Source organism: Streptomyces sp. ADI95-16, from assembly GCF_003721495.1.
Taxonomy (GTDB): domain Bacteria; phylum Actinomycetota; class Actinomycetes; order Streptomycetales; family Streptomycetaceae; genus Streptomyces; species Streptomyces goshikiensis.
Map to the genome: position 1 here is coordinate 4289519 of NZ_CP033581.1, position 12602 is coordinate 4302120.

10 protein-coding genes are annotated in these 12602 nt (G+C 71.6%); 3 read left to right on the plus strand and 7 right to left on the minus strand.

Annotation, left to right across the window (positions count from 1 at the left end):
- Positions 1 to 65: 65 nt before the first annotated feature.
- From EES41_RS18970 to EES41_RS18990, 5 genes are all read right to left on the minus strand, one after another.
- Positions 66 to 2822 carry an ABC transporter permease gene (locus EES41_RS18970; protein WP_250568362.1) on the minus strand — a complete coding sequence of 919 codons (2757 nt, stop codon included), beginning with the start codon at positions 2820 to 2822 and terminating at the stop codon, positions 66 to 68.
- Between the two features lie 101 nt (positions 2823 to 2923).
- Positions 2924 to 3655 (minus strand): ABC transporter ATP-binding protein, encoded by a 732-nt coding sequence (locus EES41_RS18975; protein WP_008740019.1) that lies wholly within the window; start codon positions 3653 to 3655, stop codon positions 2924 to 2926.
- A 25-nt stretch (positions 3656 to 3680) separates the two neighbouring features.
- Positions 3681 to 4328 (minus strand): PadR family transcriptional regulator, encoded by a 648-nt coding sequence (locus tag EES41_RS18980; protein ID WP_123079602.1) that lies wholly within the window; start codon positions 4326 to 4328, stop codon positions 3681 to 3683.
- A gap of 130 nt (positions 4329 to 4458) precedes the next feature.
- Entirely contained in the window at positions 4459 to 5034 is a 576-nt protein-coding gene (locus EES41_RS18985; RefSeq protein WP_123079603.1) for a hypothetical protein, read from the minus strand.
- A gap of 160 nt (positions 5035 to 5194) precedes the next feature.
- Positions 5195 to 6880, minus strand: a complete 1686-nt coding sequence (locus tag EES41_RS18990; RefSeq protein ID WP_123079604.1) for a protein kinase — start codon at positions 6878 to 6880, stop codon at positions 5195 to 5197.
- Positions 6881 to 7121: 241 nt separating this feature from the next.
- Here EES41_RS18990 and EES41_RS18995 point away from each other — a divergent pair, with 241 nt between their 5' ends.
- A complete protein-coding gene (locus EES41_RS18995) occupies positions 7122 to 8816 on the plus strand; it encodes a protein kinase (RefSeq protein WP_123079605.1) in 1695 nt (564 codons plus the stop codon).
- A 109-nt stretch (positions 8817 to 8925) separates the two neighbouring features.
- Here the strand turns inward: EES41_RS18995 and EES41_RS19000 are convergent, their stop codons facing one another.
- Both EES41_RS19000 and EES41_RS19005 read right to left on the minus strand, forming a co-directional pair.
- The gene (locus EES41_RS19000; RefSeq protein ID WP_123082558.1) at positions 8926 to 9354 is read right to left on the minus strand and encodes a pyridoxamine 5'-phosphate oxidase family protein; all 429 of its coding nucleotides are present in this window, start codon (positions 9352 to 9354) and stop codon (positions 8926 to 8928) included.
- 85 nt (positions 9355 to 9439) lie between these two features.
- On the minus strand, positions 9440 to 10099 hold the full coding sequence (locus tag EES41_RS19005) for a response regulator transcription factor (protein WP_073773953.1): 660 nt from the start codon (positions 10097 to 10099) through the stop codon (positions 9440 to 9442).
- A gap of 325 nt (positions 10100 to 10424) precedes the next feature.
- Here EES41_RS19005 and pdhA point away from each other — a divergent pair, with 325 nt between their 5' ends.
- Positions 10425 to 11618: a pyruvate dehydrogenase (acetyl-transferring) E1 component subunit alpha gene (pdhA, locus tag EES41_RS19010; RefSeq protein ID WP_123079606.1), complete on the plus strand. Its 1194-nt coding sequence runs from the start codon at positions 10425 to 10427 to the stop codon at positions 11616 to 11618.
- Positions 11618 to 12598 carry an alpha-ketoacid dehydrogenase subunit beta gene (locus tag EES41_RS19015; RefSeq protein WP_123079607.1) on the plus strand — a complete coding sequence of 327 codons (981 nt, stop codon included), beginning with the start codon at positions 11618 to 11620 and terminating at the stop codon, positions 12596 to 12598. Before pdhA ends, EES41_RS19015 begins: the two co-directional genes overlap by 1 nt.
- Positions 12599 to 12602: the final 4 nt, after the last annotated feature.

The window sequence follows — 12602 nt, forward strand, 5'->3', positions numbered from 1 at the left end:
CACCTTCGCTCTCACACGGTGTGCCCCCGTACAGGCGTGATCCACCCTGTACGGGGGCACGGGGATCAGCCCGCCGCGCGCCGCGCCAGGGCGCCGCTCGACTTCGTGACCAGTGCGGCCAGCAGCGCCGCGCCCAGCGGGACCAGGACGAGCAGGCCGCCCAGGGTCTCCCACGGCACCGAGATGGGTACGTACGGCGCGAGTTCCGACTTGCTGATGTGCCCCTGGGCGATCCCGGTCTCGTACAGGGCCTGCGCTTCCCGCCGCGCGGTGAGCCGCAGCCCGACCGCGGGCAGGATTCCGGCCGCCGAACCCAGGACGACGCCCATCAGGGCCACCACACCGCACTGGAAGCCGCTCAGCGTCCGCCGCACCCGCGGGGGCGCCCCGACGGCCGCCAGGGTCTTCAGATCGGCCTCGGCGTCCGCCTGGGCCAGCCCGGTGGCGATACCGGCCGCGCCGATGGTGACCAGGCCCGCGAAGACGGCCAGGGCGAGCATCACCAGGGAGTTGTTGGCCTTGTAGCCCTCCTCGATGCTGACCTTGGTCTCCACGCCCATCGTGTCGAGCGTCCCGTCCAGCTTCTGCCGCTGCTCGGAGCTGGCCTTGCCGTCGAGGGTGAAGTACGAGCCGAAGGGCGCGGTGGTCAGCCCCGCCGTCTTGGCGGTGGCGGGCGGCAGCACGAGGTGCAGGCCGTAGCCCTTCGCCGTGGCGGGCGCCTGGTAGGCGGCGAGGACCTTGTCCTCCCCGGGCGGGTCCTGCCTGTTCTCCGTCAGGGCCGAGGCGGCCTTGTTGTCGGTGACCAGCCGGAGGGTGACCTTGCCGTCCTTCACGATCTTCTTGTCGAAGGAGACGGCCTTGCCGGACTTCAGCGCCGCGGCCGCGCCGGGATCGCCGACGCCCAGGACGGTCAGCAGCTTCTCGTCCGCGACGACGGTGGAGACCTCGATGCCGAGGCGCTCCTCCTCGCACCGCCAGTCGTTGCGCAGGGTCCGCTGCTGCTCGGTGGTGAAGGAATCGGAGCCGTTCTCCGCCTCCCAGAGCGGGCAGCGCTGGTCCTTCGGGGTGATGATCTCGGCGCGGCCGCAGCCGGGCTCGTCCGACCAGGAGTCACAGCCGGGCTTGCCGACGACGAGCCGGTCCACGTCGGCCCGGACGGCCAGCGGGAGCTCCCGGGCCAGTGCCTGCCGCACGGCGGGCACTTCCTTGTGCCCGGAGTTCTCGGTGACCTGCGCCAGTCCGGTGCCGAACGGCAGGCTGGCGACGTACTCGTGCCGCCGCTGGAGGTCGTCGCTGTGCTGGAACGTGGCGATGGCGACGGTCCCGGCGACGGCGGCCAGTACGGCGGCCACGGCGGGGGCCGTACGTCCCCGGTTGCGCACGGCGTCGCGCAGCGCGAGCCGGGGAGACAGCGGCAGCCACCGCCCGATCCGCCCGAACAGGCCGACCAGCACCGGGGTGAGGGCGACGATGCCCAGCTCGGCGAGGGCGCTGCCGCCGGCGACGACCACGGAGCCCATCTTGGAGACGGTGCCGAACAGGGCGATCGAGACGCCACCGCCGATGGCGACCAGGCCGATGACGGGCAGCACCCGGCTGGCCCGGCGGACGCCGCGGCGACCGGTGAGCGAGGCCAGCACCGTCTGCCGCGAGGCGGTGACGGCCGGGGCGATGGCGGCCAGCAGCCCGGTCAGGACGGCGAGCAGCCCGATGCCGAGGAGCTCCAGCGGCCGGACGTCGAAGCTGCCGAAGCGGCTGCCGATCTGAGCCTCCAGCACCGGCTGGAGCCCGAAGGTCAGGGCCACGCCGATGACGGTGCCGATGACGGCGGACGCGGCGCCGATGACCAGGCCGCCCGACAGCACGATGGCCCGGATGTGGCGGCGGTCGCCGCCGTTGGCGCCGACCAGGCCGAGCTGGCGGCGGGAGCGGCGGGCGCCCACCGCGAAGGCGGGTCCGGCCAGCAGGCAGATCTCCAGCATGGCGAGGCCCACCACGGTGGCCAGGACGGCCAGTTCGGTCGCCTGCATCGAGCTGCTGGCGCCGTACACGTTCTTGGACTCCTGCCGGTACAGCGGCACCTCGGAGTCGGCGGGCGGGTCGAGCCACACGGCACGGGAGGTGACGAGGACGCCCTTGGCGTTGGTCTCCTTCATCATGTTCCACGTGAAACCATCACGGCCGACCTTGACCAGGTAGCTGTCCTCGGCCCGCAGCCCCGGATTCCCGGCGGCCGTCAGGGTCTTCTCCAGCGGTTCGAGGAGGCTCCCCGGCACGGCGATGAGCTGCGACTGCTTCAGCGCGTCGGGCAGTTCGTACGCGCCGACGATCTTGTACGAGGCCGTCGAGCCGCGCGGGGTCACCGTCGACCCGACGAAGTACCCGGAGTCCGTCAGGAAGGACTGGGTGGCGATGACCTCGCCCGCCTTCTCGGGAAGCCGGCCGCGGTCCAGCGTCAGCATTCCCTTGACCAGCGGGCTGTGCGTGTCCAGTTCGCGCAGCCCGGTGTCGAGCAGCCCGTGCGTGGTGTGGACCTTGGCGTGGCCGATGCTGTCCTTCAGGGACCGGGCGCCCGCCGGGAGCGCGGCGGCCAGCCGGTTCGGGTCCTCGGTCCGGGAGGAGGAGTGGTAGTTCTCGTATCCGCCGACCGGCGCGTAGTCCGAGCCGTCGGGCTGCTGGTAGAGCGGGCCCGTGGTCCAGCCGGTGGTCAGCTTGGCGTCGGCGGCGCCGAGGACGCGCTCCAGCTTCTGTTCGGTGGAGAGCTCGGCGCTGCGCAGGGTGAGGTCGGCGGCGCTCACGCCGACGATCGGCAGGGCGATCATCGAGAGGACGAGGGCGCTGCGGCCCTTGGCCCGCCAGGCGTCGCGGCGGGCGATCCGGATCGCCGCGACCCAGGAGTGGTACCAGCCTCGGGGGGATGAGCTCACTGGCCGGCCGCCTGCCCCGAGAGCAGCGAGTCGGCCCCGCTGCGCAGGGTCTCGTCGACGACGCTGCCGTCGCGCAGGAACACCACGCGATCGGCCCAGGCGGCGAACCGAGGCTCGTGCGTGACGAGGACGCCGGCGGCGCCCGCGTCGCAGCGGGAACGCAGCAGGGCGAGGACGGACTCACCGGTCTCGGAGTCGAGGGCCCCGGTGGGTTCGTCGGCGAGCACCAGGCGGCGGTCGCCGACCAGGGCGCGGGCGATGGCCACGCGCTGCTGCTGGCCGCCGGACATCTCGTCGGGGAACCGGTCGGCGAGGTGGCCGAGGCCCATTTCCTCCAGGGCGGCGAGCGCGGAGACGCGGGCCTTGCGGGCGGATATCCCGTCGAGTTCGCGGGGCAGGGCCACGTTCTCGGCGGCGGTGAGGGCCGGGATCAGGTTGTAGTCCTGGAAGACGTAGCCGATGCTGCGGCGGCGCAGCGCGGCCAGTTCCTTGCGGCTCGCGGTGGTGATGTCGGTGCCTTCGACGAGCACCCGGCCGCTGCTGGGGCTGTCGAGGCCGCCGGCGAGGGTGAGCAGCGTGGACTTGCCGGACCCGGAGGGGCCCATGACGGCGACGAGTTCACCGGGGTACACGGACAGGTCGATACCGCGCAGGGCGTGTACCTCGGTGGCTCCGCTGCCATGGGTGCGGACGAGTTTGTCCAACTGCAATACGGGCTGGTCGGGCATGAAAGGCTCCCCCTGGGGCGGTGGTTCAGCCTCGGCGCGTGCGGGCGCGACGGGGCAGGTCGGTGGCGGTGGCGGTGGTGGTGGTGGTGGCGGCCTGGGGCGGTGTGGGCTCGGCTCCCCGGTCGGCCGGGCCGGCGAGCCGTACGAGCCGGGACTCGCAGTGGTCGAGCCAGCGGGCCTCGGCCTCGGTCTGGAAGATGAGCTGTTCCACGACGAGCAGCCACGCCAGGTCGTCGCGTTCGCCGGAGCGGCCGCTCTCGATCTCGGCGAGTGCCTGAGCCTTGAGCCGGGTGTAGTCCTGCATCGCCTTGATCGTGGCGTGGCGCTGGGACTGGATGACGGCGCGGATGTCCACGCCGGGGGCGCCCACGGCCATGGCGAGCTTGATGGACAGCTCGTCGCGGGGCGGGTTGGCGCGGTCGACGGGGCGCTCGTACCACTGCCGGAGTTCGGTGCGTCCCGGATCGGTGATGGCGTAGAGGGTGTGCCCGGCGGGGTCCTCGCCGTCGGGGGCGACGAGTCCGTCGCGCTCCAGGCGGGCGAGGGTGGTGTACACCTGCCCGACGTTGAGCGGCCAGGTGGAGCCGGTGCGGGATTCGAACTCGGTACGCAGCTGGGAGCCGTACCGAGGGCCCCGTTCCAGTAGGGCCAGAAGGCCGTGGCGGATCGACATACTCAGTATGTATACCGAGTATGCCCTCCCTCACAACCCTCCTCGGGCGTACATCCCAAGGGGGATGCCCGCCGCCCCCTCCGCCGCACGGCCCCCTCCGGCACCGCCGCACGGCCCCTTCCGGCACCGCCTACGGCCCGCGCCGCAGCCGCATCCCCATGAAGCCCAGACCCAGTCCCATCAGGGCGAGTCCCGTGCCGAGCGGCAGGATGTGCGCGGCCAGATCGGCGGCCCGCCCGTTCGGCTCGGTCCCCTGGGCGAAGGCCGGGCGGGACGGCTCCGGTGACGGGCTCGGTACGACGGGCCGGACCGGGCGCGCCGGCGGCGCGGACGGCCGAGACGGCGCCGTCGGCGGTTCGGCGGGTTCCTGGCGCGGCCGCAGCCGCAGCGGCCGGGAGGCGAGCACCGTCTCGGGGTTGGCGGGCTCGGCCACGGGCCACCCGGGCCGCTCCCGCCCGGCGCCGGCGACACTGCCGGCGAGCTCCTCGTAGGCCTCCTGCGGTACGTCGCCCACGGGCCCGGCGTCGTCGGGCGCGCCCGCGCCGGGCACCGGGGCGAACGCCGCCGCGCCGAAGGGCGAGACGGGGGACAGGGCGATCCGCCCCGGGGCGCCGGGTGCGACGGCGCAGGCGGTCACGGGCGCGAGCACGGCGGCCGCCAGTACGGCCGAGGCCAGCCAGTGCGGCGCGCGCGGACGATGAGCCACGGGATGCCCCTCCCGTCCCTGAGGGCCTCCCCGGATGTCTGGCCCGGGGCAAACCGCGATGTTTCGCTCAGGCTTACATGGTGGGGCAAAAGCGGCATCCCGGGCAGCCCATCAGGGCGGCCCGGGATGCCGGAGTCCTGGATCTACCGCGAACGGCTCCCTACTCGGGGTTGCCGGTCGACACCGTCAGCGTGAACTCGGTGCCTTCCTTGTCGACCTTGTCGAGCGCCGCCGGGTTCTGCTCGATGACGATGTCCTGGCCGTACACGGCCTCGTCCTTCTCCACGACCTTGTACTTCCAGCCGGCGGCCTGGATGCAGGCCTTCACCGAGAGGATGTCCTTGTAGCGGAAGTCGGGCGCCGTGTACTTGGTCGCGTCGTTGTAGTACTTGGTCGGGTTCTTGCACTTCGCGTCCTCGATCAGGCGCGAGCGGTCCGGCCCCTTGTGACCGGCCTTCGCCGACGCCGAGGCGGAGGAAGAGCTGTCCGGACCGGCCTGGTTCCCGCCCTTGTCGTCGCCGTTGTTCGCGACCGCCCAGATCAGACCGCCTATCGCGATCAGGGCCACCGCGATCGCGCCCACGACCACCGGAGCGTTGCGCTTGCCGCCACCGCCGGCGCCGCCCGAGCTCCCGGAGGAGGTCGTGGCCGGCGAGATCGTGTACGGCGGCGGGGTCTGCGCGCCGAACTGCTGCGGGTGGTGCTGACCGGGCGGCGGCGTGTGCGGCTGCGGGTAGGCGTACCCGCCCTGCGCGTGCTGCTGCTGCGCGTGCTGCGGCTGCCCGTGCTGCTGCTGCGGCGCGTACGGGGACGGCGCCGGGGTGTGCGGCGCCTGGTACGGCTGCTGGAGCGCGTGCGGCGGCGGCGACCGGAACCCGGACTCCACCGGCGGGAACACGGCCGAGCTGACGCCGGCGCCGCTGCTCACGGGCCCGGAACCCGGGACGATCGCCGGGGCACCGGTCTGACCGGCCGACAAGACCCGCACGACCTCGTCCCGCATGGCCTCGGCCGTCGGGAAGCGCTCGTTCGGGTTCTTCTTCAGGGCCCGCGCCACCAGCGCGTCCATCGCCGGGCTCACCGACCGGTTGATGGAGGACGGGGCGACCGGCTCCTCCTGGACGTGCGCGTACGCGATGGCCAGCGGCGAGTCCGCCTCGAAGGGCAGCCGCCCCGTCAGCAGCTGGAACAGCATGATGCCGACCGAGTACAGGTCGGAGCGGGCGTCCACGGCGCGCCCCAGCGCCTGCTCGGGCGACAGGTACTGCGGGGTGCCGACGACCATGCCGGTCTGCGTCATCGAGGTGACGCCGGACTGCATCGCGCGGGCGATGCCGAAGTCCATCACCTTCACCACGCCGCGCTTGGTCATCATCACGTTGCCGGGCTTGATGTCGCGGTGGACCAGGCCCATCTCGTGGCTGGTCTCCAGCGCGGCCAGTACGTCGGCCGTCACCTTCAGCGCCTTCTCCGCCGGCATCGCCCCGTGCTGGGTGACATCCGACTGCAGGACGGAGCCGAGCGGCTTGCCCTCGACGTACTCCATGACGATGTACGGCATCAGCGCGCCGTCGAGGTCGCCCTCGCCCGTATCGAATACCGAGACGATGTTCGTGTGCGACAGTTTGGCAACAGCCTGGGCCTCACGACGGAACCGCTCGCGGAACGAAGCCTCCCGGCCGAGTTCGCTGTGCAGGGTCTTGATGGCGACCTGGCGGTCCAGTGCGGAGTCGTACGCGAGGTAGACGGACGCCATGCCGCCCTCGCCGAGCAAATCCCTTAGCTGGTAACGGCCACCGGCCAGGGAGCCGCCTGCGTACCGGCCCTGAGTGCCGTCCTGGCTCATGACTGTTGCTTCCCCTCGGGATGTGTCCCTACGCGTCTGGCTGAGCGCATGTCGCGCCCAGTCTGCCGGAGGGCAAGCACACGTCAAGCCGGGTACGCGTTCCGTGACCACAAGGCCACCGCGCGCCATTGTCCGAACGGTGAGCGGTTGCGAGGCTGTAGCGTTCACCGCAGAACCCCGAAAAGGCCCTTGACGCAGGGCCCACCGCGAGCGCGGACGAGAGAGACGACGGCGAGGACTGATGGCACCCGAACCCGAGGGAAACGGCGCCGGGATGGCCGACGGTCCTGAGCACTGGGGCGCGGGCGGCCTGGTGGGGGACGGCCGTTACCGGCTGACCCACAGGCTGGGCCGCGGCGGCATGGCCGAGGTGTTCGCGGCCGAGGACGTCCGGCTCGGGCGCACCGTCGCCGTGAAGCTGCTGCGGGCCGACCTCGCCGAGGACCCGGTCTCCAAGGCGCGCTTCACCCGTGAGGCACAGTCGGTCGCCGGCCTGAACCACCACGCCGTCGTCGCCGTGTACGACTCGGGCGAGGACCGGGTCGGCCCGACCGTCGTCCCGTACATCGTGATGGAGCTCGTCGAGGGCCTGACCATCCGCGAGCTGCTGCTCAGCGCGGAGGCGCCGGGGCCCGACCAGGCGCTCATCATCGTGTCGGGCGTGCTCGAAGCGCTCGCCTACTCGCACCAGCACGGCATCGTGCACCGCGACATCAAGCCCGCCAACGTCATCATCACCAACACCGGCGCGGTGAAGGTGATGGACTTCGGCATCGCGCGCGCCCTGCACGGCGCGCAGTCGACGATGACTCAGACCGGCATGGTCATGGGCACTCCGCAGTACCTGTCGCCGGAGCAGGCCCTCGGCAAGGCCGTGGACCACCGCAGCGACCTGTACGCGACCGGCTGTCTGCTCTACGAACTGCTCGCGCTGCGGCCCCCCTTCACCGGCGAGACCCCGCTGTCGGTGGTCTACCAGCACGTCCAGGACGCCCCGGTGCCGCCCTCGCAGCTGCCGGAGGGCGCGAGCATCCCGGCGGAGCTCGACGGCCTGGTGATGCGGTCGCTGGCCAAGGATCCGGACGACCGGTTCCAGAGCGCCGAGGAGATGCGCGGGCTCGTCCAGTACGCCCTCCAGATGCTCCAGGACCAGGGGCCGAACACCGGCACCTGGAACACCGGTCCGGTCACCATGGCGCTGCCGCACGGCCGGGGCGGCGCCGCCCCGACCGCGGCGATGCCGGTGAGCGGGACGGGCGGCCAGCAGCAGTACCCCTCGCACGCCACGACCTCGCAGTTCCAGAAGCCGATGGTGCCGCCGCTGAACCCGGACGACGGCTCGGCCTTCCCGGGCGGCGGCGGCCACGGCGGCGGTCAGGGCGGGCCCGGCGGCCACGGCGGCCACGGCGGCCACGGTGGTTACGACGGCTACGACGACCGCCGGGGCAACGGCCGCTGGAAGATGTGGCTGTTCGCCGTGCTCGCGGTCATCGCGATCGCGGGCGGTGTGGCGTACGCCGTCAGCAACGTGGGCTCGAACAACCAGAAGGGCGGCAGCGGTGGAACCACCGCCGTGACCCCCTCGAAGAAGAGCAGCGAGGGCAGCCAGGAGAGCACCCCGAGCACGCCGGAGACCGAGCAGCAGCACAAGACTCCGGAGAACTCGCGCTCGTACGAGGGCAGCTACCAGCCGAGCCCGAGCCGCAGCAAGTCCTCGCCGAGCTACAGCCCGTCGAGCTCGCCGTCGGGCTCCCCCTCGGCCTCGAAGTCGACCTCGCCGAAGCCGTCGACGAGCCCGGTCGTGCCGTCGGGCAAGCCGTCGGTGCCGCCGGTCACCGGTGGCAATACGGGCGGTCCCGGCGGCGGCGCCGGCGGTGCCGGCGGCACCGGCACCGTGGCCGGTGCCGGTGGCGGCGGAGGAACCGAGAACGAGTAGCGCGTACATACGGAAAGGGCCGGGCGGAAGTAATAATTCCGCCCGGCCCTTTCCGTATGCGCACAGTGATATCGGCTGATCAGAGGCCGATCAGAGGCTGATCAGAAGGTCATAGGGCGGCGTGCTGAAAGCGGCGCTCCTGCCGGGCCTCATTACCGGCCAGCGTGTGGACGGTCACGAACTGCGGCTCGATTCGCAGGTGGACGGGGTCGAAGGCCGCGCCGTCCACGAAATGCGGTCCCGGACCGAAAAGCGCCGCTTCGGCGGTGGTCGGTTCGATGATCCTGGCGGTGCCGGTGAACTGGACCGACCACAGCCGGGCGTCCCCGGAATTGAAGTTGTCGGCCCCGTACGACACCACGCTGCCGTTGCAGGCCTGGTGGTGGCCGAAACCGGCGTGCATCCGCAGCACCACCGCGTGCCCGGCCACGATGTGGCGGGCCGGGGCGAGGAAGGGCAGCGCGCGCAGACTGGTGGCGACCCGGCCGTACGGCACGCGCCGCAGCAGTTCGATCGCGTGGAGTTCCTCTGTGGACATGCGGTCCACTCTCGGTGACCGTTCCCCGCCGGGGAAGGGGATCAGGCCCCGATGATCGAGGACGTTGGTCCCGAACCGGCCGGTATCAGCGCTTCTCGGCCTGGAGGCGGGCCACGTACGCGGCGGCCTGGGAGCGGCGCTCCATCCCCAGTTTGGACAGCAGGCTGGAGACGTAGTTCTTGATGGTCTTCTCGGCCAGGTGCAGCCGCTCGCCGATGACGCGGTTCGTCAGGCCCTCGCCGATCAGGTCGAGGATCTTGCGCTCCTGCTCCGTCAGATTGGCGAGCCGGTCGTCGCCCTTGCCGTTCTTGCCGTCGCGCAGCCGCTCCAGCACCCGGGCGGTCGCGACGGGGTCGAGCAGGGACTTGCCGGCCGCGACGTCCCGTACGGCGTTCAGGAGTTCATTGCCGCGGATCGCCTTGAGCACATAGCCCGAGGCCCCGGCCATGATGGCGTCGAACAGCGCCTCGTCGTCCGCGAAGGAGGTCAGCATCAGGCACTTGATGTCCTCGTCCTGGGAGCGGACCTCCCGGCACACCTCCACCCCGCTGCCGTCCGGCAGGCGCACGTCCAGGACGGCCACGTCGGGGCGCGTGGCGGGGATCCGGACCAGCGCGTCCGCCGTGGTACCCGCCTCGCCGACGATCTCGATGTCGTCCTCCACCGACAGGAGCTCGTGGACGCCGCGACGGACCACTTCGTGGTCGTCCAGGAGGAATACCTTGATTTTTCCGTTTTCGCGCACGGAGTCAGTTTCACACACTCACCCCTTCCCTGGCGGGGTTACCCGGGATAACGTGCCGTTGTTCCGGCCCCCTGCAAGGCTGTGACCAGTGGTTGTTCCCGCTTCCTCGGATTTACTTGGAAATCCAAGCAAAAACCCAGGTCAAGTGAGGTTTCGCAGTCATGCGAAGCACTGGGTAACGTGCATTGCGCAGGGCACTCGCCGGGGCACCTGTCACGCCTGAATCCCGTACGGGCCGCGCACCCACCCCGTGGGCGGGTACGGATACAGGTGAGCCGCACTGGACCCCGGAGAACCCGGGTGCCGGACCGACGGAGGAGCACACGTGACCGTGGAGAGCACTGCCGCGCGCAAGCCGCGACGCAGCAGCGGCACCAAGCGGGCGGCAGGCGCGGCCAGCGCCGCCAAGGCCGCCGCCGCCACCGCGCAGAACGCCGAGCCCCAGCTCGTACAGCTGCTGACGCCCGAGGGGGAGCGGGTCGAATCCGCCGAGAACGCGGAGTTCGCCCCCTTCGTCGCCGACATCACCACCGAGGACCTGCGCGGGCTCTACCGCGACATGGTCCTGACCCGCCGTTTCGACGGCGAGGCGACCGCCCTGCAGCGCCAGGGCGAGCTGGGCCTGTGGGCCTCGCTCCTGGGCCAGGAGGCCGCGCAGATCGGCTCCGGCCGGGCGCTGCGCGACGACGACTACGTCTTCCCGACCTACCGTGAGCACGGTGTGGCCTGGTGCCGTGGCGTCGACCCGACCAACCTGCTCGGCATGTTCCGCGGTGTGAACCACGGTGGCTGGGACCCCACGATCAACAACTTCCACCTGTACACGATCGTGATCGGCTCGCAGACGCTGCACGCGACCGGTTACGCGATGGGTGTGGCCAAGGACGGCGCCGACTCGGCGGTCATCGCCTACTTCGGCGACGGTGCCTCCAGCCAGGGCGACGTGGCCGAGGCGTTCACCTTCTCGGCCGTCTACAACTCCCCCGTGGTGTTCTTCTGCCAGAACAACCAGTGGGCGATCTCCGAGCCGACCGAGCGCCAGATGCGCGTGCCGCTGTACCAGCGCGCGCAGGGCTTCGGCTTCCCGGGCGTCCGCGTCGACGGCAACGACGTCCTGGCCTGTCTGGCCGTGACCCGCTGGGCGCTGGAGCGCGCCCGCCGCGGCGAGGGCCCGACCCTGGTCGAGGCGTACACGTACCGCATGGGCGCGCACACCACCTCCGACGACCCGACGAAGTACCGGCGGGACGAGGAGACGGCGGCGTGGGAGGCCAAGGACCCGATCCTGCGCCTGAAGGCCCACCTGCTGGCGACCGGCGGCGCCGACGACGCCTTCTTCGAGGGCCTGGAGGCGGAGAGCGAGACGCTGGGCAAGCGGGTGCGCGAGGTCGTGCGCGCCATGCCCGACCCGGACACCATGGCGATCTTCGAGAACGTCTACGCGGACGGGCACGCGCTCGTCGACGAGGAGCGCGCCCAGTTCGCCGCCTACCTCGCGTCCTTCGAGGAGGGTCACTGATGGCTGTCGAGAAGATGTCGATCGCGAAGGCGCTCAACGAGTCGCTGCGCAAGGCCCTGGAGACGGACCCGAAGGTCCTGATCATGGGTGAGGACGTCGGCAAGCTGGGCGGTGTCTTCCGCATCACCGACGGTCTGCAGAAGGACTTCGGCGAGGAGCGGGTCATCGACACCCCGCTCGCCGAGTCGGGCATCGTCGGCACCGCCATCGGCCTCGCGCTGCGCGGCTACCGGCCGGTCGTGGAGATCCAGTTCGACGGGTTCGTCTTCCCCGCCTACGACCAGATCGTCACGCAGCTCGCGAAGATGCACGCGCGGGCCCTGGGCAAGATCAAGATGCCCGTCGTCGTCCGCATCCCCTACGCGGGCGGCATCGGCGCGGTGGAGCACCACTCGGAGTCCCCCGAGTCGCTGTTCGCGCACGTCCCGGGCCTCAAGGTGGTCTCGCCCTCGAACGCGAGCGACGCGTACTGGATGCTCCAGCAGGCGATCCTCAGCGACGACCCGGTGATCTTCTTCGAGCCGAAGCGGCGCTACTGGGACAAGGCCGACGTCGACGTCGAGGCCATCCCGGACGCGCTGCACGCCTCGCGGGTGGCCCGCGAGGGCGCGGACATCACGCTGGCCGCGTACGGCCCGATGGTGAAGGTCTGCCTGGAGGCGGCGGCCGCCGCGGCCGAGGAGGGCAAGTCGGTGGAGGTCGTGGACCTGCGCTCGATGTCCCCGATCGACTTCGACGGGCTGCAGGCCTCGGTGGAGAAGACCCGCCGGCTCGTGGTCGTCCACGAGGCGCCGGTGTTCCTGGGCACGGGCGCGGAGATCGCCGCCCGCATCACGGAGCGGTGCTTCTACCACCTGGAGGCGCCGGTGCTGCGCGTGGGCGGTTTCCACGCCCCGTACCCGCCGGCCCGCCTGGAGGACGAGTACCTGCCGGGCCTGGACAGGGTGCTCGACGCCGTCGACCGCTCGCTGGCGTACTGAGGAG